Source organism: Anoxybacillus sp. P3H1B, assembly GCF_001560855.1.
Classification (GTDB): Bacteria; Bacillota; Bacilli; order Bacillales; family Anoxybacillaceae; genus Anoxybacteroides; species Anoxybacteroides rupiense.
Genome location: NZ_LPUG01000015.1, coordinates 1 through 21,591, shown reverse-complemented (window position 1 = coordinate 21,591; position 21,591 = coordinate 1). Strand labels below are relative to the sequence as shown.

19 protein-coding genes and 1 CRISPR repeat array are annotated in these 21,591 nt (G+C 41.9%); of the genes, 4 read left to right on the top strand and 15 right to left on the bottom strand.

Annotation, left to right across the window (positions count from 1 at the left end):
- Nucleotides 1-233: 233 nt before the first annotated feature.
- Nucleotides 234-1,133: an SDR family oxidoreductase gene (locus AT864_RS09295; protein ID WP_044746369.1), complete on the top strand. Its 900-nt coding sequence runs from the start codon at nt 234-236 to the stop codon at nt 1,131-1,133.
- A 292-nt stretch (nt 1,134-1,425) separates the two neighbouring features.
- On the opposite strand, the gene AT864_RS09290 is transcribed toward AT864_RS09295, so the two are convergent.
- The gene (locus AT864_RS09290) at nt 1,426-1,986 is read right to left on the bottom strand and encodes a hypothetical protein (protein ID WP_066148511.1); all 561 of its coding nucleotides are present in this window, start codon (nt 1,984-1,986) and stop codon (nt 1,426-1,428) included.
- Between the two features lie 271 nt (nt 1,987-2,257).
- Between AT864_RS09290 and mscL the strand changes: the two genes are divergently transcribed.
- The gene (mscL, locus tag AT864_RS09285) at nt 2,258-2,650 is read left to right on the top strand and encodes a large conductance mechanosensitive channel protein MscL (RefSeq protein WP_066148509.1); all 393 of its coding nucleotides are present in this window, start codon (nt 2,258-2,260) and stop codon (nt 2,648-2,650) included.
- A gap of 323 nt (nt 2,651-2,973) precedes the next feature.
- Here the strand turns inward: mscL and AT864_RS09280 are convergent, their stop codons facing one another.
- The 6 genes from AT864_RS09280 to AT864_RS09255 all read right to left on the bottom strand — a co-directional run bounded on the left by AT864_RS09280 (nt 2,974) and on the right by AT864_RS09255 (nt 11,554).
- Nucleotides 2,974-4,302, bottom strand: a complete 1,329-nt coding sequence (locus tag AT864_RS09280; protein WP_066148507.1) for a YjiH family protein — start codon at nt 4,300-4,302, stop codon at nt 2,974-2,976.
- Nucleotides 4,303-4,352: 50 nt separating this feature from the next.
- Nucleotides 4,353-5,627: an imidazolonepropionase gene (gene hutI / locus AT864_RS09275; protein WP_044746364.1), complete on the bottom strand. Its 1,275-nt coding sequence runs from the start codon at nt 5,625-5,627 to the stop codon at nt 4,353-4,355.
- 18 nt (nt 5,628-5,645) lie between these two features.
- Entirely contained in the window at nt 5,646-7,304 is a 1,659-nt protein-coding gene (hutU, locus tag AT864_RS09270; RefSeq protein WP_044746363.1) for a urocanate hydratase, read from the bottom strand.
- A 357-nt stretch (nt 7,305-7,661) separates the two neighbouring features.
- The gene (locus tag AT864_RS09265) at nt 7,662-9,158 is read right to left on the bottom strand and encodes a helix-turn-helix domain-containing protein (protein ID WP_066148716.1); all 1,497 of its coding nucleotides are present in this window, start codon (nt 9,156-9,158) and stop codon (nt 7,662-7,664) included.
- A 27-nt stretch (nt 9,159-9,185) separates the two neighbouring features.
- On the bottom strand, nt 9,186-10,151 hold the full coding sequence (hutG, locus tag AT864_RS09260) for a formimidoylglutamase (protein WP_066148505.1): 966 nt from the start codon (nt 10,149-10,151) through the stop codon (nt 9,186-9,188).
- Between the two features lie 344 nt (nt 10,152-10,495).
- Nucleotides 10,496-11,554 carry a 2,3-butanediol dehydrogenase gene (locus AT864_RS09255; protein ID WP_066148503.1) on the bottom strand — a complete coding sequence of 353 codons (1,059 nt, stop codon included), beginning with the start codon at nt 11,552-11,554 and terminating at the stop codon, nt 10,496-10,498.
- Between the two features lie 247 nt (nt 11,555-11,801).
- On the opposite strand from AT864_RS09255, the gene AT864_RS09250 reads away from it, so the two are divergent.
- Together AT864_RS09250 and AT864_RS09245 are read left to right on the top strand one after the other, a co-directional pair.
- Nucleotides 11,802-12,446 (top strand): hemolysin III family protein, encoded by a 645-nt coding sequence (locus tag AT864_RS09250; RefSeq protein ID WP_066148501.1) that lies wholly within the window; start codon nt 11,802-11,804, stop codon nt 12,444-12,446.
- Between the two features lie 103 nt (nt 12,447-12,549).
- Nucleotides 12,550-13,377 (top strand): aldo/keto reductase, encoded by an 828-nt coding sequence (locus AT864_RS09245; RefSeq protein WP_066148499.1) that lies wholly within the window; start codon nt 12,550-12,552, stop codon nt 13,375-13,377.
- 59 nt (nt 13,378-13,436) lie between these two features.
- A CRISPR array of direct repeats spans nt 13,437-13,796; the repeat unit is 30 nt; unit sequence GTTTCAATTCCTCATAGTTAAGATAAAAAC.
- A 279-nt stretch (nt 13,797-14,075) separates the two neighbouring features.
- On the opposite strand, the gene AT864_RS09240 is transcribed toward AT864_RS09245, so the two are convergent.
- The 8 genes from AT864_RS09240 to AT864_RS09205 all read right to left on the bottom strand — a co-directional run bounded on the left by AT864_RS09240 (nt 14,076) and on the right by AT864_RS09205 (nt 21,204).
- Nucleotides 14,076-15,857 (bottom strand): adenine deaminase C-terminal domain-containing protein, encoded by a 1,782-nt coding sequence (locus tag AT864_RS09240; protein ID WP_066148497.1) that lies wholly within the window; start codon nt 15,855-15,857, stop codon nt 14,076-14,078.
- Nucleotides 15,858-15,961: 104 nt separating this feature from the next.
- Nucleotides 15,962-16,411: a thioesterase family protein gene (locus AT864_RS09235; RefSeq protein ID WP_066148495.1), complete on the bottom strand. Its 450-nt coding sequence runs from the start codon at nt 16,409-16,411 to the stop codon at nt 15,962-15,964.
- Between the two features lie 31 nt (nt 16,412-16,442).
- Nucleotides 16,443-18,020: a benzoate-CoA ligase family protein gene (locus AT864_RS09230; RefSeq protein WP_066148493.1), complete on the bottom strand. Its 1,578-nt coding sequence runs from the start codon at nt 18,018-18,020 to the stop codon at nt 16,443-16,445.
- 123 nt (nt 18,021-18,143) lie between these two features.
- Complete coding sequence (locus AT864_RS09225; protein WP_066148491.1) at nt 18,144-18,938, bottom strand: enoyl-CoA hydratase/isomerase family protein; 795 nt, start codon at nt 18,936-18,938, stop codon at nt 18,144-18,146.
- Between the two features lie 130 nt (nt 18,939-19,068).
- A complete protein-coding gene (locus AT864_RS09220; protein ID WP_066148489.1) occupies nt 19,069-19,713 on the bottom strand; it encodes a Phenylacetic acid catabolic protein in 645 nt (214 codons plus the stop codon).
- Nucleotides 19,710-19,943, bottom strand: coding sequence for a hypothetical protein (locus AT864_RS09215; protein ID WP_044742350.1), 234 nt, complete (start codon nt 19,941-19,943; stop codon nt 19,710-19,712). The genes AT864_RS09220 and AT864_RS09215 overlap by 4 nt, the downstream gene beginning before the upstream one ends.
- Complete coding sequence (locus tag AT864_RS09210) at nt 19,943-20,269, bottom strand: metal-sulfur cluster assembly factor (RefSeq protein ID WP_066148486.1); 327 nt, start codon at nt 20,267-20,269, stop codon at nt 19,943-19,945. The genes AT864_RS09215 and AT864_RS09210 overlap by 1 nt, the downstream gene beginning before the upstream one ends.
- Nucleotides 20,269-21,204, bottom strand: coding sequence for a Phenylacetic acid catabolic protein (locus AT864_RS09205; protein WP_066148484.1), 936 nt, complete (start codon nt 21,202-21,204; stop codon nt 20,269-20,271). The genes AT864_RS09210 and AT864_RS09205 overlap by 1 nt, the downstream gene beginning before the upstream one ends.
- Between the last annotated feature and the right edge of the window lie 387 nt (nt 21,205-21,591).

Below are 21,591 nucleotides of genomic sequence, written 5' to 3'. Positions count from 1 at the left end.
CAGGTTATCGACAAAGTCCATTTTGATTTTATCCATAACATCAGAATGGCTTGAAAACGCTTGGCAAACAAGGAACGGCGCCAAGTGGAGACGTGAAGCGAACAAAAGAAATTCATGCGGGGGCAATCGAGATCAGCGACCAACGATAAATACGTTCATCAACAGTCTGATGAACCATTTCATAACCATATGCATACGATGGGTGTTGATGAACGGTAAGGAGGGAAAGAGAAATGATTCCCGTATATCCATATTACAGTTATGAAACGGTCTGCAAACAGAAGCCGATCGCGTTTCCGCCTCAGCATCAGCCAAAACAGCCTGGCTTGGAGTATATCATGAATCCCCGGCCTATTTTTGATCATCCTGGTTATAAAGGAAGCGGTAAACTGCAAAATAAAGTGGCCATTATTACAGGAGGAGACAGCGGAATCGGGCGAGCGGTAGCCATCGCTTTTGCCAAAGAAGGAGCCGATGTGGCCATTGCTTACTTAGATGAGCATGAGGATGCCAAAGAGACGAAAGAATATATAGAAAAATACGGGCAGCGTTGTTTACTGCTTTCTGGCGACCTAAGAGAAGAGCGATTTTGCCATCAGCTTGTTCAAGAAACGATCGATGCTTTTGGCAAGCTGCATATTCTCGTTTTAAATCAAGGGGTGCAATATCCGCAACGAAGTATTCTTAACATTTCAAAAGAACAGTTAGAAAATACATTTCGCACTAATATTTTTCCTATGTTTTTCATCACACAAGCAGCTTTGCCTTATTTAAAGCCGGGCAGCTCTATTATGAGCACGGCCTCTGTTACAGCTTATGAAGGTGAACCGTCGTTAGTGGATTATTCGTCAACAAAAGGGGCAGTTGTATCGTTTACTAGATCGTTAGCACTGCAACTAGTAGAAAAAGGCATACGCGTCAATGCGGTGGCACCCGGCCCCATTTGGACCCCGTTAATCGTTTCCTCTTTTTCAGCTGACAGAGTCAAAACCTTCGGCACCGATACACCGATGCGCAGAGCCGGACAGCCGTACGAATTAGCTCCGACATACGTTTATCTTGCTTCCGATGATTCCTCTTATGTCACAGGTCAAGTATTACATGTGAATGGCGGCACCATGACGGAAACATAAGAGGAAATGAGCTAAGCTATTATCTGCTGCCCCATTTCCTCTCTATCTATCAAACAAAGTCGCCGCGGAAGGATGAAAATAACGCGCTTTATAGAATGCTTCCCCACTTATACCTTATGCATTGAAGTGGGGTTTTCTTGCTTGAAGATGATAAAACCGGTTCCGTGTATTGACTTTTATCCCTTCCCTATTAACCGACTAACTATATTATGCAACAAAACCGTCTCCTTCTTTTTTAACATCTTCCCCGAGAAGTCTTCTGCCTCCAAATAGAGTGTAGGCGGGAGAAGTTTCATTGAATCATTTCTGTTTTTTCATAATCTGGATTGTGTATATAATGATAGATTTTGCCTTGCTCAAGATAAACGATGGAGTAGCGCTGAGCTTCGTCTTTGTTATCATAAGTGGCAAATACGACAATCCCATTGTATGTTTTGACGCCATCTACATCGATTTCATCAAGCTCCATCCCACTTGATCCCTTCGTCGCTTGAAACTGATACGTTTTCGGAAAGCCTATATCATAACGGTACATGATGACACCGCTCCCCTCAGAATCCACCACCCGTACCGCTTGAACCTTTAATAATGCATCCACCGCTTCTTTTGTCATGCTAAGCTGAAGCTGCTTTTTTAGCTCATCTGGAGTCAATGATGGATTCGTTTGTGTGTTTTCGTTGTGGTTCGTGATATGACCATTTTGGACATCTTGCTGGTTGGTTTGCTCTGAATCTACTACCGTTTCTCTTGTTTTTGAGCCTCCTTCTCTAGCTTCAGGTCCTGATGGTTCCTTATCCGAACAAGCTCCCAGCAAGAAAACGAATAAAGCAGCAAGCCATTTTTTATTTTTCATCATGTCCCCCCCTGTAGTTTCATTGATTAATGGAAACAGCAACATAGGAACAATCCCTTTGTATAGAGCTTACAAGATGGTATACACCTTCATCATTTGTAATTATTTTCCACAGTCTTATTATAGGTTAGTGTAAATATATGTAAATAGTCATTTTATATTAAATTGCTATTCGTTTACCTCATCACCCCGTTCTTCTTTCTCCCATTCATAAATTTCCTCCTAGAATCTTTTATAAATATGTTATACTTGTTAAAATGAGGTGTTATCTATGTGGAAAGAATTTAAAGATTTTGCAATGCGTGGAAATATTGTTGATTTAGCGATTGGGGTGATTATCGGCGGCGCCTTTAACAAAATCGTTTCTTCTCTTGTCAACGATATGATCATGCCACTACTCGGTTTACTGCTTGGCGGTCTTGATTTTAGCAGCCTCTCATTTCAATTTGGAAAAGCCAATATAAAATACGGGATGTTTATCCAAACCATCGTTGATTTTCTTATTGTTGCCTTTTCCATCTTTTTGCTTGTAAAAGGATTAAACAAACTGCATCAACGCAAAAAGCAAGAAAAAATAGAAGAACAGCCTGTGTTATCCAAACAAGAGGAGCTGTTGAGCGAAATCCGCGACTTATTGAAGCAACAACAAAGGGAACGAGGATAATCGCAGCCAAAGTCCATTTTGACTTTGGCTGCATCCGCTTTTTCATCCTCCCTTTTTTTCCTAGCAAACACAATTGCGAGGCCACTAGTGCAGCATAAAAGTGGTTGTCAATAGTCTAAAAAGAGACACCCTTTGTTTGCTGCTATCATCCAATGAACAATACCGGGTTTCCCGCTTTTCTGCTGAAATCGGCAAGCCGATTTGCTTGCCGACTAAGCCCCGCGCAAATAAGGAACGCTTGGTGGGTAAGTCCATTTGCCCACTGGCGTTCCTTGTTTGCGGGGGAGGCAGAAAGCTATACAGATATCAGCACAAATGTACGGTTATAAAAGCCAATAAGCAATAGGAGTGACGATTACAAGAGTAAGAACCGTCCGTTCAACCCAAATGACCAACAGCTTCGGAATACTAAGCGGAATTTCTGTGGAAAGAATGCATGGGATCACGGCTGAGAAAAAAAGAATAGCTGAAATGGAGACAACAGCAATAATAAATTTAGTAATAAGTGGTGCTTCTGTTACTAGTAATGCAGGTAAAAACATTTCGGCAATCTCTATAGCTGAGGCTTTAGCTGCAAGCAATGGTTCGGGAATTTGTAGCAAAGCAGTTACCGGATAGAAAAGATATCCTATAATATCAAATAACGGTGTGTATTCTGCTAGCAGTAAGCCAAGCAACCCGACAGACATGATGGACGGCAGAATACTCATTGTCATAACAAAGCCATCTTTTAGATTATCCCACACATTTTCAATGAGGCCTTTCGAATGTTGTACAGCCTCCATAGCTTCTGACCAAGCCTTCTTCATATAGTTCCCTTTTACTTTTTCCTCAGGCTGGCCTTTCCCACCATAATACTCATCGCTCATCCTACTTAATGGCCATATCCTAACCGTAATAGCTGTGACAAGAAATGTGACGAAAAATGTGATCCAAAAATACGTGTTCCATATATCCATAAGTCCAAGTGTTTTCGCAACGACCACCATAAATGTAACAGATACAGTAGAAAAGCCTGTCGCAATAATCGCAGCTTCTTTAATTGTGTATTTCCCCTCTTTAAATACTTTATTAGTGATTAATAATCCGATTGAATAACTTCCAACAAACGACGCAACTGCATCAATAGCTGATCGACCAGGAGTCTTCCAAATCGGCCGCATAACAGGCTGCATCCATACTCCTATAAATTCTAAAAGACCATACCCTACAAGAAGTGCGAGAAATATCGAACCAATGGGGACTAACAAACCAACTGAAATCACCAATTTATCATATAAAAAAGGTCCCATGTCCTCTCTAAATAACCATGATGGTCCAATCTTAAACAGCAGCAAGGCAGCAACAAGTAATCCTATTACTTTTAGCACAGAAAAAATGATGGTGACAGCATTCTTATTCCATGTTTTATTAATAAATGGATACACAGCTCCTAGCAAAATAACCATAAAAGCGTAATATCGAACAAGAGATGGGAATTCAGCACGTATCCAAGAGACCATGTGATCTAACATAATAGATGAATTTTCTCCTATTTTTATAGGAATAAAAAACATAAATATGCCGATAGCACTATAAACAAAAAACTTCCATGCATGCCCTAAGGGAGGCTGTAATGATAAAAAAGATTGTTTATCTGTATCTACCTTCATTCTTTCATACCTCCTTATTTTATTTTCATACATAACTTGTAAAGAAAGCATCAGTAACAAAGCTGTCCCTTTGCAACAACTACTTGTCCATTCTTAATCACGGTCTCTGCATGATTCATGCCGTAGTAATAAATTAATTGAATATAGTTCGATACATTAAAAATCGTCATATCTGCTTTTTTCCCTGCCTCAATACTGCCGATTTCATGTCCGCGTCGAATGGAGTGAGCAGCATTAATCGTAACGGCAACTATAACCTCTTCTGGAGTCATTCCCATATGAAGGCAACCAAGCAACATTATTAATGGAAGCGATACAGTTGGAGAAGAACCCGGGTTATAATCAGTAGCAAGAGCAATCGGAACTCCTGCATCAATCATTTTTCTTCCATTTGCTGCTTCTTTCATTAAGAAGAATGCTGTACCAGGCAGCAAAACAGCGATAACGCCTTTTTCAGCCATCCGCTTAATTCCCTCATCTGACACACATAATAGATGATCAGCGGAAATCGCTCCAATCTCTGCAGCTAACTCTGCACATCCGTACGGCTCAATTTCATCTGCATGAATTTTTGGGGTTAATCCATAAGCCTTCCCTGCTTCTAAAATAATTTTTGCTTGCTCTGGAGTAAAAACGCCTCTGTCGCAAAATACATCATTAAATTCTGCAAGCTCCCACTTCTTTACTTCTGGAATCATCTCTTCAACGATGGTATACACAAATTGATTAGGACGGTCCTTAAACTCTACCGGGATAGCATGGGCACCCATAAATGTGGAAATGATGTCAATAGGATGGGCTGCATGCAATTTTTTCGCAACAACTAACTGCTTGAGCTCATGTTTTAAATTCAGACCATAACCACTTTTTGCTTCAATTGTTGTAACCCCATGCAATAAAAATTGATCAAGTCGTTTCTTCCCCTCTATAAACAATTCCTCCTCTGACGCCTTCCGGGTCGCTCTCGTTGTTGCATAAATACCACCGCCAGCATTCATAATTTCCATATAGGTCATGCCATCTAGTCTCATAGCAAACTCTTTTTCACGGCTGCCAGCATAGACAAGATGAGTATGAGGATCAACAAATCCTGGCATGACCGTCTTTCCCGTTGCATCAACTATTTCTGCCTTATCTATTTTCGCTTGAAATTGTTTACAAAGCTCTTGATCTGTCCCTACAGCAACAATTCTTCCTTCTTCGATCCAAACACTTCCATTCTCAATAATATGAAGTTCTCTCATTTTTTCTTTCTTTAAAGGGGCTGTAGAACTTCCTTTTAAAGTAATCAATTGTTTCGCATTGCGAACGAAGAGGGGGCACATTCACTTCTCTCCTCCTTGTCACCTTAGCATTGGCATATGAATTCCTTTTTCCTTAGCTGTCCTAATAGCTAGTTCATAACCGGCATCGGCATGGCGAACAACACCCATTCCAGGATCTGTCGTTAATACACGCTCAAGACGTTTTTCCGCTTCTCTTGTTCCGTCAGCAACAATTACCATTCCCGCATGAATAGAATATCCCATGCCAACACCTCCACCATGATGAACTGATACCCAACTAGCGCCTCCCACTGCATTAATAAGCGCATTTAAGATTGGCCAGTCTGCAATCGCATCACTGCCATCCTTCATTCCTTCTGTTTCTCTATTGGGCGATGCTACAGAGCCTGAATCTAAATGGTCCCGACCGATCACAATTGGTGCCTTTAAATCTCCTTTGGCTACCATGTCATTAATAATTTTCCCGAATTTTTTTCTTTCTCCATACCCTAGCCAGCAAATGCGTGCTGGCAATCCTTGAAACTGAATCTTTTCTCGAGCCATACGAATCCAATTACATAAATGCTTATTATCACTAAATTCCCGTAAAATTACTTCATCCGTTTTATAAATATCTTCTGGATCTCCAGATAATGCTACCCATCGAAAAGGCCCCTTTCCTTCGCAAAATTGAGGGCGAATATAAGCAGGCACGAACCCAGGAAAATCAAAAGCATTCTCTACTCCTTCATCTTTTGCTATTTGGCGAATATTGTTCCCATAATCAAATGTAACTGCCCCTTTTTTCTGCATTACCAGCATGGCTTTTACATGTTCAGCAATCGTTTGTTTCGCGCGTTTCACATACTGTTGAGGATCGCGGTTGCGGAGCTCGATTGCTTCTTCAATCTTTATCCCTGCTGGAAAATATCCGTTAAGCGGATCATGGGCAGAAGTTTGATCCGTTAATATTTCTGGAATGAATTCTTTTTTTACCATTTCCGGTAATAATTCCGCAACATTTCCCAGCAATCCAATTGACAAAGCTCTTCCTTGCTCCTTCGCTTGTTTTGCCATGTCAATGGCTTCAGCGAGATTCTCTGTCATTGTGTCTAAATACTTTGTATCAAGACGACGTTGAATGCGAGAGCGATCCATTTCAATGGCAATACAGACTCCGCCATTCAATGTGACTGCAAGTGGCTGGGCTCCCCCCATCCCTCCAAGCCCTGCTGTTACGGTAATGGTTCCTTGTAGCGTTCCTTGGTAATGCTGGCGGGCCAATTCAGCAAAAGTCTCATATGTTCCTTGAATAATTCCTTGACTCCCAATATAAATCCAACTTCCCGCCGTCATTTGTCCATACATAATCAATCCTTTTTTATCAAGTTCATGAAAACAATCCCAATTAGCCCATGCTGGAACCAAGTTAGAGTTAGCTATCAAAACACGTGGAGCATCCTTATGTGTTTTAAAAACAGCTACAGGTTTGCCCGATTGAATCAACAATGTTTCATCATTTTCTAAGTTTAATAACGTTTCCACAATCATGTCATAACATTCCCAATTACGAGCAGCTTTTCCAATTCCTCCATATACCACTAAATCTTGAGGACGTTCTGCAACATCAGGATTTAAATTATTAGTTAACATGCGGAGTGCTGCTTCTTGAATCCATCCCTTAGCATGTAGAGTAGAAGAAGTATACGTTTCTAATAATCGTTTTGTCCCTGTCATTCAATCACCTCATTTTCTATATTTCTGAATTTACAGATAATTATAAAATAGAAATAACGTGAAATATATCACCCCTCATTTCGAATCACGATACATATTTTAGAATAATCTAATAATTCGAATGAAATTTAGAGCTTTTTTTATAATTATTTTAGATTTTTATAATTATTTTCGATAAAAAAAGACAGCCAATATATGGCTGATCTCTTACATCACATTGAACAGATCTTTTTCTTATAAAGATACATCTCACTATATAAAAACCGTATATTTTCTTATACTTAAACGCTAATGAAAAACAGCTAAACTTTGTATTTTATAAATGTAAAAAATTATCTTCATTTGTTTATCTCTATTTCAATACTCTCTTTTCAAATGTCCTCCATTCCACTTGTACATTCGGTATTCTTTGGGTGTCATCGTCGTTATTTCTTTAAAAAGACGGTTAAAATAATTGGGATGGCGAAAACCAACCTGATAAGCGACTTCTTTAATTGACAATTCGGTCTCTACCAAAAGACGTTTTGCTTCCGTTATTCTCGTATGAGCTAACAGTTGGCGGAAAGACACCCCTTTTCTTTTCATTAACAAATGGCTATAATAGGCTGGGCTTCTTCCTACGGCTTCAGCAACTTTCTCAAGCGTCAAATCCGGCTCAGCAAAATATTTTTCGATATAGCTAATGCCTTTTTCAATGACATCTTTTTTCGCTAATGTCTCGGCCTTCTTGGCACGATCAAGTAATTCATAAAGAAATAGAAGCATTTCTTGTACAATCCGATACAATACCCTGTTGTATAAGATTTCTGCAAAAATTCTCATATAATACTCTTCCATCTCATATTGATCAAGCTGATAAGTTTTCATAAATCGTCTAATTTGAGCCAAAATACTGGTTAATCTCGTTCGAAGCATTTCTGGATTGGGAAATGGAGTTTTTATAAATAAAAATTCATTGTGCATCCAAGTTTTTATTTTTTGTTTGTCAAAATTATTCAGCATCTCAATCCATTCTCGTTGTTCGTTCGGTGTTAAAAAGGGGTCCATCTCCTTCCAGTATTCATATTCATCCTTCGGTACAATCACTTGATGATATCCGATAAAGAAAGTCACTTCCAATAGTCTTCTCGCCGTTTGATATAGATCCCGCACTGTAGTTTTATTTGAACGAGGAGAAACAAGCACTGCTGCGAGCGGTTCAGAACTCGTTCTCTCCCATTCTCTTAAAATTTTCCATGCCTCTTCTTTTAAATCTTTGTTTGCACCTGAAAATACGCAGACAACCATATCCGTCAACGGCAGAATGGTGGGAGACTCGTAAAATGGATAATAGGCTAAAAAAGATATCAACTCTGGTATGCTTTTTACATTCTCTGTTTGCAGTAAAATGAGAGAAATATTGGCTGACTGCTCTCCTGGACAAAATAAAGATCGATATGATAAATCATCATCTGTAAAAGAAGCTGGCGTATTCACCATCCCGTCACCAATAGAGCATGAAAGTGCTGCTTGCAAGCAATGTTTAATTTTTACAGGTTCAATTGGTTTAATAAGCAAGTCTACACTTTGCCACTCAAGTGCTTGCTTTGCACGTACAAATGTTGCTTCTGCAGTGACAGTAATAATTCTTCGACAAAAGCTTTTCACGTATCTCGTCATTCTCCCCCAATTCTCACTAGGAACCATATCTAATTCTATATACAGAATATCGGGAGCTTCTTTTTCTAATAATTCCATTGTTTTAGATAACGTACTAGCTGTTAATACACTGCTTATGGGAAGTGAATAAGCAGAAATAAGCCATTCAAGCGCTATTCGTTCATGATGGTCACGTTCCGCAATCAACAATTTCATCACATCTTCACCCACCTGGCATTCTTATCACACTTTCCTTCGCTCAAACCCTGCAAGCGCCTCAGCGCACAAATAGGCGGCTAATGTAATCGTTTTGCGATTTTCATCGACAGTCGGATTCACTTCAGAAATATCAAAGCTTGTCGTTTTTGGATGAGCAACGATATGCCGGATCAGAGCGCGAACGATTTTCGGATCGAATCCAAACGGAGATGGCGCACTTACTCCAGGGGCTGCGCTGGCGCTGATCGCATCCATGCAAAGCGTCAGCATCACGACATCGTATTTTTCGATAAATTGTTCAATCGTCGTATATACCTCTTTGATCCTCTCCCACGTCACCTGTTCCTCTAAAACATAAACACAACCATACCGCTGAGCGGTTTCAAACAAAGCGGCTGTATTGCCAAAAGGCTGAATTCCGAGACATAAATATCCAGCTTGGCGGTCTGCATCTAATATTTGGCGAAACATCGTACCTGATGACGTTCCCTGATCGTAGGGCCTCATATCAAAATGAGCATCTATATTAATGATGCCGATGCTCTTTTCCGTTCCAGCTGCTTGGCGTACCCCTAAGTAATGCCCGTACGCCGTTTCATGGCCTCCTCCAATAATAATCGGGGTGATGTGATACTGAATGAGATGCTGAACCGCTTCGCCTAGTTGCTGTTGGCTTTGTGCCAGATGATGATCGTCACAGCCGACATTGCCGACATCGAAAACGAATGTCTTGTCAGAAAAATGCCATGGCAAATGGGCCAATGCTTTTTTTACTTCCACCGGGCCGTAATAAGCTCCGACGCGCCCCTTATTTCGCTTGACACCTTCATCACATTGAAATCCTAATAAAGCAAATGCTTTTCCACCTGTCATTTTTTCAAGTTCATCTATATTTTTTAGTTGCACACGCTGATGAAATCGAAAGCTGAGCGGATCCGTACTGCTGTCAATCCTTCCTGTCCATGTGCTGCTTTGCGGCTGATGGTACACTCTCCAACACGTCCTTTCCTAATTAAGGATTTTATCCTCAAAACACTGGAACCTTTTTAGATATATTCTCGATATACAGTGCAGTTCCTTCTATTTTTCAAAGTCCCCTACTTCCCAATGAAAGGCAACTAGCAGAGCTGCGCCAAACAGAGTCGTTCTTCCTGGCGATCATCAGACGGTTATCGCCCGAAAAGTTTCTTGTCTGTTATAAGGCTAACGAATCATCCTTTTCAATCTATCGTTTCTAAAAAAGCTGGCATGAAAGAAAGGCAAGCCGCAGAGACTTGCCTTGAACCGCTGGGAAGCAATACAAATAACATATATGTGCAAACGTTAAATGGTATCTATATAGACGGCTGAACTAAAATTTTGATTTGGCTTTTTTGAGTCGTTAACGCTTCAAACCCTTTTGGTACAATTTCATCTAAACGAATATAGCTTGTCACAAGATCCAAGGCGTTGATTTGACCATTCGCAATTAAACGAATGACCTGTGGAAAAATATTGCGGTAAGCAATGATGCTTGTCATCTTCCGCTCGGTCAACACTAAATGGTTTACTGGCAAAGATGTCGGCTTCTCCCAGATACTCACATTCACAATATTTCCCTCAGGCCTTGTCGCCGTGACCGCCATATTCAGCGTTGCCTCAACGCCCGCCACCTCAAATGAGACATCTGCCCCAAGCCCTTCTGTATAAGCAAAAATTTCGGCGACAGCTTCCTGCTCTAAGGGATGGATGACCAGATCCGCTCCTACCTTCCGGGCAAGCTCCTGACGCTCTGGTGAAACCTCCACCGCAATAATGTTGCTTGCCCCTGCTGCTCTTGCCGCTTGAATGACAAGCAAGCCAATCGGTCCCGCACCAAATACAGCTACTGTATCTCCAATCTGTAAACCACTTTGGCGCACAGCATGAACAGCTACTGCTGTAGGCTCCACCAATGCAGCTTGCTCCCATGACATGTGATCAGGAATTTTATGCACCATGTGGGCCGGAACCACGCTATATTCGGCAAATCCCCCGTATCCTCCAGATAGACCAACAAATCCCAACTTTTCACAAACGTTATAATGCCCTTTTCGGCAAGACGGACACTCGCCGCAGCTATAAATCGGTTCCACACAAACGCGGTCGCCCACCTGAATACGTCCTACACCTTCTCCGGCTTCGACAACCTCTCCAGCATACTCATGCCCCATAATAATCGGCGCTTTGTCCTTTGAAAGCGGATGTGGTTCCTTTACCGGCACAAAAATAGGCCCTGCTAAATATTCATGTAAATCTGAACCGCAAATCCCCGCATATGCTACTTTAATTTTTACTTGTCCCGCCTCCGCTTTTGGCTCTGGAACTTCCTCTACGCGAATATCTCTCGCCTGATACCATCTAGCCGCTTTCATCTACAGCACTCTCCTTTTTTCGAGGGATATGGATAGATTTCTACAAATCACCACATCATTCCTTTACTTCCACTAGAAAAAATTGAACATTTTGTAAAAATAGAGGAATACTCTGCTTGTTTTTCATCACCATGGCTCTAAACGCCGTTTTCATTTTCCTATTTCAACATACAAGGACTTTACTGGTTCATTCATCCAGTTCGTGCTACAATAGAAAAGAATATTTTTATGGAAAGGGATGGACTGTTTGGCTAGTACGCATACATTTACAAAAACAGAGGAAATTGTTCATGCGATTACTCATGGAATTGGAGCGATATTAAGCATCGCCGGACTCGTTATTCTTGTTGTAATGTCCGCTATTTATGGAAATGAATGGCACGTCATTAGCTTTAGCTTATTTGGCAGCACCATGCTTATCTTATATTTATCCTCCACTATCAGCCACGGATTGCCAGAAGGAAAAGGAAAACAATTATTTCAGATTTTTGACCACTCCTCCATTTACTTTTTCATCGCTGGAACCTATACCCCGTTTCTTTTTTTGGCCGTCAAAGGAACAACAGGATGGATTTTGTTTGGAATCGTCTGGGGGCTTGCGGTTGCAGGCACAGTTTTTAAATGCTTTTTTGTCACTCGTTTTTTATATACTTCCACCCTTCTCTACATTGTAATGGGCTGGCTCATCATCTTTGCTTGGAAGCCCCTGGCAGCCAATCTTAGCTCTGAAGGCCTGTTATTTCTCGTATCTGGGGGAGTTTTGTATACGATTGGCGCTATTTTTTACGTATGGAGAGGTGTAAAATTTCATCACGCTATTTGGCACCTGTTTGTATTGGCGGGTTCAATCGCTCACTTTTTCGCCGTATTATGTCTGCTTCCTACTATTTAAACAGAGCGTTAAAAATTGACCCCATGAATGATGCATATGTTTTGCTTTTTCAAACAAACGCAAAGATAATAAACTTATACAAAATTTGGATAGGGGGATTGCCATGAAAAGCATCACAGACAGCGCTTTATTATCAAATGGGGTAAAAATGCCGTGGCTCGGACTTGGAGTTTATAAAGTGTCAAACGGCGATGAGGTTGTCAAAGCAGTGCGGACAGCGCTGGAAATCGGCTACCGCCACATCGATACAGCTTCCTTCTATGAAAATGAAGAAGGGGTCGGCCAAGCGATCAAAGAATCCGGAATACCGCGTGAGCAGCTGTTCGTTACAACAAAAGTGTGGAACACAGAACAAGGATATGAAGAAACACTTCAAGCCTTTAAAAGAAGCGCAAACAAACTTGGGCTTGAATACGTGGATTTATACTTAGTGCATTGGCCAGTGAAAGAAACATATAAAGAAACATACAGAGCCTTGGAAAAGCTTTATAAAGAGGGATTTGTTCGCGCGATTGGCGTGAGCAATTTCCACATTCATCATTTAGAGAACTTAATGACCGACTGCGAAATTAAACCAATGGTCAATCAAGTGGAATATCACCCTCGATTGACACAACAAGAGCTTCATGCTTTTTGCCGAAAGCATCAGATTCAGCTGGAAGCATGGTCTCCGCTCATGCGCGGCGTTTTGCTAGAAGAACCGATTCTGGTCGACATTGCCAATAAATATGGCAAATCACCGGCACAGGTTATTCTGCGCTGGGACCTGCAAAATCAAGTGGTCACAATTCCGAAATCCGTCACACCTCAACGAATAAAAGAAAATGCCGAAATCTTTGATTTCGAACTGACAGCTGAAGAAATGGAACGGATTTACTCATTAAACCAAAACAAACGAATCGGCAAAAATCCAAACGATTTCGACCTTTAAGTCCCCCCTTTAACAACTCTCTCCCACCCGCATTGCAGAGGTGGGAGATTTTTTTGAGCCGTTCAATTCCTCATAGTTAAGATAAAAACGCGTCGGCTTTCCCGATTGTGTAGCCGATTAAGCGTTTCAATTCCTCATAGTTAAGATAAAAACTTGAGCCATCCTCATGTAAAACGTATGGGACATTTTCCCAAGTTTCAATTCCTCATAGTTAAGATAAAAACGGAACTCCACAAATTATTGAATACGATGACACCGAGTTTCAATTCCTCATAGTTAAGATAAAAACTCCTTCGCTTTGAATTCTTCAAGTTTCCCTTCGTTGTTTCAATTCCTCATAGTTAAGATAAAAACTGGTGGGGACATCGATACCAAAGGGAGGATGAGAGGTTTCAATTCCTCATAGTTAAGATAAAAACCCCCAAAAATGATGATGAAATCAGCATTTGGAAAATGGATACAATGTTATTATAAGCTTGTCTTAAAATTCGATCAACACTTTCTTTGCTTGATCGCTGTAGGAGTTTTGGCTACTAGAAATATGTCGTCGATCCCCCGGGATTTTTGCACGATTGGAGATCGACGACTCCGTCTTAACCATTTTTTCATAATCAATCGCCCTTTTTTCTGATGCGAGTCCGCCAGATGAGAAAAGGACCACAATCAAGCGACATGTAAGAGTCACCATAAAATGCAGGCTAATGCTGCAAGAGGCAGTCGGATAACAGCTGTGCCGGGAGCAAAATGTCATTGCGCTTTACATCGTATAGACCATACGGAATAAGACGAAGCCCCGGCAGAAAATCACATGTTAAAAACAGCAGCGTATATAAAATATCATGGAAAGGAAAGCCTCTTTTCTGAAGAGCATGCAGCAGTTGATCGTGGTAACGAACCGCTGCTTCAAACGAATCATCAATCGTCATCATCCCTGTAAACGGCAGCGGGATTTCGACGACAATTTCGTTATGGTCGACTACCACCACACCGCCGCCCATTTCGTGCACTCGCTGCGCCGCAATAGCCATTGCCTTCGGGGATTTGCCGATCACAAGCAGTTCGGTTGTTGTATTGTACGTCGACGCCATGCCATCAAGATTCACTGCAAATCGATCTAAAATCGCCTTCGCTACCCACTGCCCATCGCGGGCAATAAGCGAGGCATAAAGCAGCCCTTCGCTTTTAGAAAGATCCGCATATCCATTCACCGATGGCAAAGCAACGTCTCTTCGTTCTGTAATAACATTGCTTTTAAACGAAACAACAGGAACAGAGCGGGCATCCGACAAATGCGGATAACAGTACAAGCGTTCATCCGCTAATTGCTCTTTTGGAAACAAAAATGGCTTTTTTGTCGCATACTTATTCCATTTTATTGCGGGGAATGGCGTGAGCAGCTGCCCGTCTTGAGCAATAAGTGTTCCTTTCGAGATGACAAAAGTCGGTTTAAAAGTGGTTAGGTCAGGCAGAAGTACCATATCAGCAAGCTTGCCCGGCGCTATTCCTCCAATTTGATCATCAAGGCGCAAATATGTCGCCGCATTAATCGTTGCCATTTGCAGAGCCGTCATCGGCGGCACTCCAAGTTCGACCGCTTTTCGAATCAATCCGTCCACAAAACCTTCTTTTTCAATAAAACTAGGATGAGCCCCATCTGTCGTCATGGTAATTCGTTGTGTATTGACCCGCCCCTCAGTAATAAGACGAATAATCTCCGGAAAATCCGGACGGAGAGAACTGTTGCGAAGCGTGGTCCACATCCCAAGCCGCAGCCGATCAAGCGCTTCTTTCGCTGTAATCGCTTCATGACAAGCATCGACGCCGCTTGCTGCAATACTATTTAACTTGTCATAAGAACAGCCGGCCGTATGTCCGTCTACTATTTTTCCTATTTTTTTCGCGATTTCGATTGTCTCCATTAAAACTGGATCGCCTTCGTACAATAATGGCCACCTTGTCACTTCAGCCGTCCCGGCGACTTCATCCATAAAAAGCAACGCTTGAATTTCTTTTGGTTGAAACCAATCGCGCTCCCCAGGGAAATCCGCTTGTGAAACAAGACGAACAAGCCAAAAGAAGTTGCCTGGCATTGTTTGCAGATCACGGACTAATTGTTTAAATCCGTCAGCTCCCAAGTGCAAATAAAAAAACAAGTTATCGTTCACGGTCGTCGTAGTGCCTAAAGACAATGCCTTTTTTGTCATACTAACAGGATTATAAAAAACCCAAGGATGAGCATGTGGTTCAATAAATCCGGGAGAGACATACATTCCGCTTGCATCCATGATAATAGTTTCATCATTTACTGCCACATCCTTCTCCCCAACATAGGCAATCGTATCTTGATAAATGGCAACATTTTGCCGCAAAAACTCTCCAGAATAAACATTCGCAACCATTCCGCCTTGAATGACAAGATCAGCGGGGCGGCGGCCTTGAGCCACTTCTATTAGTTCGGTTCTTTTCGCTTTTCTTATCAATGGACTCCCTCCGTTTTTCAATATATGGCTTTCTTTTACCCACAGTGAAAAAGAGCCAAGGAGGCGATAAACGCTCTTGGCTTTTAAAAAAATACAAGCACACCTCAAGCATGAAGCCATGGATTTACTTGAACGCACGGTCCCATTCCCTCTTCTTCAAGCAGCTTCCGGACATCATCAGGAATGGGGACAGCAAAGATGCGGCCGCTGTCTTCTTTTACCCAGCCTCTCACTTCAAAGCCGTAACCCGTTCTCATCTCTCCCCGGAACACTTCATGTTTTAATTTGACCGTTTTACGTTTAATTTCCTCGACTTCCGTCTTAATGGTTACAACATCATCGTAATACAATGGATGCTCAAATCTACAATCGGCCTGAAGAAGAGGAAGGATAATTTGCTGTTCTTTCATTAGTTTTAAAGGCGGCAGTCCAATGCTTCGGAAAAATTGATGTCCGGCGATATCAAACCACTTAAAATAGTTAGGATAGTAGACAATTCCAGCTGTATCGGTATCACCGAAATTGACACGGAGCTGAAATTCATTTCTTTTCATGCCCATCGCCCCTTCAATGGTTTCCTTCCTCTTATTGATGCTTCAATAATTCTCGCAATTTAAAACGTTGAATTTTTCCAGTAGCGGTTTTCGGAAGCTGATCAATAAATTCAATCACGCGCGGATGCTTATAGTGGGCTAAATGTTGTTTCGCAAATTGCTTTAGCTCTTCTTCCTTTTCTTTCGATGGTTCTATTCCATCTTTCAGCACAACGAACGCTTTCGGAATGGTAAGATTCCGATCATTTTCAATGCTCACGACAGCAGCTTCCAAAACATCATCATGCTGTAAAAGGCAATTTTCAATTTCAATCGGAGAAACCCATATTCCTCCCACTTTGAGCATATCATCGGAACGCCCGCAATACCAATAGTATCCATCATCGTCACGATAGTATTTATCGCCAATATACAACCAGTCTCCAACAAATTTTTTCTTATTTTGCTCATGAAGATTCCAATAGCCGTGAGCAATGGAATCGCCATGAATCACTAGATCGCCTATTTCGTTAGGCGGCAATTCCATTCCTTGCGAATCAATAATCTTTACGTCGTAACCCGGTACCACTTTTCCTGAACTTCCTTCTTTAATATCGCCCAGCCGATTGGAGATAAAAATATGAAGCGCCTCTGTAGATCCGATCCCATCTAAAATATCCACATTGAACAGTTCCTTCCATTTTCGATAAAACGCAGGCGGAAGGGCCTCCCCAGCAGAAACACACACACGCAAGGAACGAAGATCAAACTGTTTCCCTGTTTTTTGCACATAATCAATCATCGCTCCATATAGTGTCGGAACACCGAAAAAGATGGTTGGCTTGTACGTTTCAATAGCTTCAAATATCATTTCCGGCAAAGGGCGTTCTTTCACAAGAATCGTAGAAGCACCGACACCGAGCGGGAAATACAGGCCTCCGCCCAGTCCATAAGCAAAATACAATTTCGATGCGGAGAGACAACGATCATCTTCGGTGATTTTCAGCACTTGCTTAGCATAGGTATTCAATGCATATTCCATGTCGTGCTGTAAATGGATCACCCCTTTTGGCTCTCCCGTGCTGCCGGAGCTAAAAAGCCAAAATGCTGCATCGTCTTTATTTGTCGGGGCAACGTCCAACTCCTTGCTGGCGCGATCAAGCAAGCGATAAAAATCAAGGGTGCCATCCCTTTTAATGTCAGCGCTTTCATAAATTACGATCACATGCTCTAAAAACACAAACCGCTCCTTTAAATGCTGAAGCGTCTCCCAAAGATCGGCATGAATAATCAACCCTTTGGCGCGGCTATTATTTAAAAAATATTCGTAATCAGACGGCTGCATCATCGTGTTAACCGGAATTGGCACAGCCCCGATTTTAATGGCACCAAAAAATGTGTAAATAAATTCCGGGCCGTCATGGCATACCATAATGATACGATCTTCCAATTTATATCCAAGTGCCCGCAGCATATTCCCCGTTTGATTCGTTCTCTCCTGAAGCTCGCGATAACAAATTTGCTGATCGCGATAATAAATCGCCGTCTTTTCTCCTAATCCATTACGGATATGGTCATCAATAAACAAATTCCCTGCATTATAAAGCATCCCTAGTCCGCGTAATTCCATGGCTCACCATCCCATTATTTTAAAATTGGACATCAAGTGGACCCATGCAGAAACCGAAGCAGGAAGCCCGCAGAAATAGGCTTAACCAATCCATTTCCGGGGCCTCATTCACGAACCTACCCTTTACATTCCCTTCCAATTTGGCTGGCGTTTTTCTAAAAAGGCGCTCAATCCCTCTTTCGCATCCTCCGAACGGAATAACAAGTTTTGTAGCTCCCCTTCGTAACGAATTGCCACATTTAACGGCATTTCTTTTCCATTCATAATCGATAGCTTAATATTCGATACCGCATAAGTTGCACTGCTGACGATCTTCCGCGCATATTCCAGCGTCCGTTCCCTCGTCTCCGCTTGTGGAAATACCCTATTTACCAGCCCGATCTCTAGCGCTTCTTGCGGCGTCACTGTCTCCCCGCTAATGTTCATATCCAACGCACGAGAATAGCCAACCAGACGCGCCAGCCGCTGCGTGCCTCCTGTTCCCGCCAACACTCCAAGCGTCACTTCCGGCAGTCCGATTTTTCCTGCCTCCTCTCCCATGAACCGAAGATCGCACGCCAATGCCATTTCCAGTCCTCCCCCGACCGTATGCCCTTCTAAACAAGCGATATACACTTGAGGAGCGCGCGCGATTTTATCTAATGTCTCGTTACAGAACAAGCAAAATTGCGTTTTAAACCGTGGATCCGCTGCCCGTAAAAAGTGGATATCCGCCCCCGCTGAGAAAAATTTCGGCATATCGCTCATCAGCACAACCACTTTTATGTTTGGATCAAACCGAATGTCGTCGATCGCCGCATTCAGCTCCTGATAAAAGGCGAGATCATAAGAATTGGATTTGTTAATGTGCAAATGAATTTCCGCCACCCCTTCGTTTTTTACCACTGTTAAATTTTTCGTTTTTGTTTCTACCGCCATTTTATCTTCTCCTCTCCTTCTATTAGAATTGATTTTATAGTAAAAGACCGCATGTACCCCGCTGCTCTAAAACGCTAAGCTTCTCCTCGTTCTTCTCACCTCCCGCAAATCTCCCTGCTTCTGTTTTCGCTTAGTTCATTTGTACAAGCGATTCCGCCGCCACTTCCTTTAGTTGTTCTTTAAATTGATTGGCTAGGTTTATATTCATAGGCAAATACCCTTCTGTTTGTAATTCTTCTTTTTTCTCAATCTCTGTCAGCCAAACGTATACTTCGTTGACCGTATGATTTAACGCCTGTGCAAAACGACTTGGTATCGCTCCCTGTTCATGACGAAGCTCATAAGCCCAGCTTTTCGCGTATATTAAATGATCTTGCTGCTCGCGGATAAGCTTTTGGATACGTGAAGTGACAGCCGGATGATTCGCTTGGAGAAAAGATTGCCACACAATATCGATGGCTAGGTTCGTAGCATACAAGGCCGCAATGAGCGTGATCCAGTTGTTCACATTCACAATACTTGTAAACGCTTTCCCGGTCTGGCCGTAAATCTCCGCTTTTTTTCCGCGAATGCCGCGCAAATCAAAACACCAGTTATATAGTAGTCTTGCGTGCCCTAATTCTCCTTGCGCCATGGCAATCGCCGCTAATGTCGCCTCGATATTGGGACCGCTCACTCCTACTTCCACCAAACGATCCCCAAGGACATATTTATGATCGGCGATCGTCTCAAGCAATTCCGTCAATGCATGTACTTCCCGTTGCGTATGGTTCATCGGACTCTGCCCTCCTTCTGCGCAAATAACCAGTTAGGCTTTTTCACCCAAACAATCTGACTGCGGTCGACAACCGTCATTTCTGACCAATCTTCTTCATCATAAGTAAAGGAGGCATAGACTTTGGCCAGATGTTCGTTTTCTGCCTCAACAGTGCCGATATGGGTTAATGGATCTCCGCGCTTAATTCGGGCGAAAATGTCAAATGTTTTTCTTTTCGTAGCCACCATTATTTTGAACTCACTCCCCAATATTTCAATTTTTCGCGCCCTTCAGGACTCAACCTATCCACCGTCCATGGCGGATCCCAGACCACGTTAATCTGCACTGCCTGAACCCCGTTCTCTTGAAGGAGACGATGCCGAATGTCTTGTTCGATCCATTCCATGCATGCGCAAGAAACTGCGGTATATGTCATCGTAATATGAAGCTCATCGCCATTTTTTTCGATATCATAAATGAGTCCCATATCAACGACGCTTATTGGAAATTCGGGGTCCATCACTTCCTTCAGCGCTTCCCAATACTTCTTTGTGTCGCTCCCGATTTTTCCCATCACACCGCATCCTTTCGTAATTGCTCTAATTCTTTGGCTCCTTTTTGAATGCGCTCAACAAATTGTTTATTATGCGGTCCTCTTTGCTTAAATCGCTTGATCACGTTATCCCATGTATCCGGCTGGTCAACTAGCCACTTTTTATTGACCGGATCGAATTTACATGGGAACGGGACGTCCAACACGTATTTTTGCTGTTGTTCATCATAATGAGCAGGCACTTTCACCCCAATCGATTCACAGAAAGGAACAGCAGTAGATAGCCATTTTTGGCGCAATTCATCATTCGTTCGTCCTTTTAAACGATATTCAAGCTGCGCTGATCGGCTTTTCAAACGATCTTCTACCCCAAAAAATTCAAGGGCCATTAAAAACATCCAATCAACGGCTTTTTGTACCTCTTCGCGCAGTTCTGGGTCCTGCATGGCCGTTCTCATAATCACTTCGCCGTTTCTAAGATGGAACAACTCTTCCTTGTCAACTTTCACTAATGCACGTTTCCAAGGACCATAGGACGTATATTCGAAGGCGTCGCCAAGGAGCGTATACCCGGCTCGATCAAAAAAGGCGTTAAAGACTCCTAGCTCAATCCAATTGGACAGCTCAAAATCAAATGCATACGGATTTTTCCAACGATGTGGTTCACGTTTATAGAGTAAATCATCAATATTTTGTCCTAAATCTTTTAAGAGGCGGTAAGCGATGTGAGCATGGCCGATCTCGTCTTGCATAATGGCCAGCGCGGTAATCTTGTTGTTTAGTGTAGGAGCTTGATCATATACCGTAAGTAAAGGCGGGATGCTTAACAATTCCGTATCCCCAACAATGATTAACGTTTGTTTAAGAGCTTGTAAGTACTCTTCATTCATGTCTTCTAATCCTTCTACAATAAAACCGTTTTGAACCTTTTCTTTCAGAATAGTAGATGGATCCACCTCTTCTCCCTCCTTATTATGTTTTTTATTTTATCGTCTGTTAAACATAATATTAATACACGTAATCCGCATTGTCAACATAAAAATCAGAAAAATATAAAAATTTAAAAATAGCGGTATTTCAGTATTGAGAGCAGGAACGCTTTAATTCAACAATCACAAATGACAACTAAAAATCCATAACGTTTGTTTTTCGATCGTGTTTTTTATATAAAACCTTCTATATATAATGGATTCCAAATAAAAAAACTGACTGCAACTGATATGCTCCCCCTAAGGTAGACAGATTAAAAAATAAAAATCTGTTTTCTCTTAGGGGGAGTTTTTCTGTGTCTGGCAAACATTATTCTGAAGAGTTTAAATATGAAGTTATTAAAGCTTATGAGA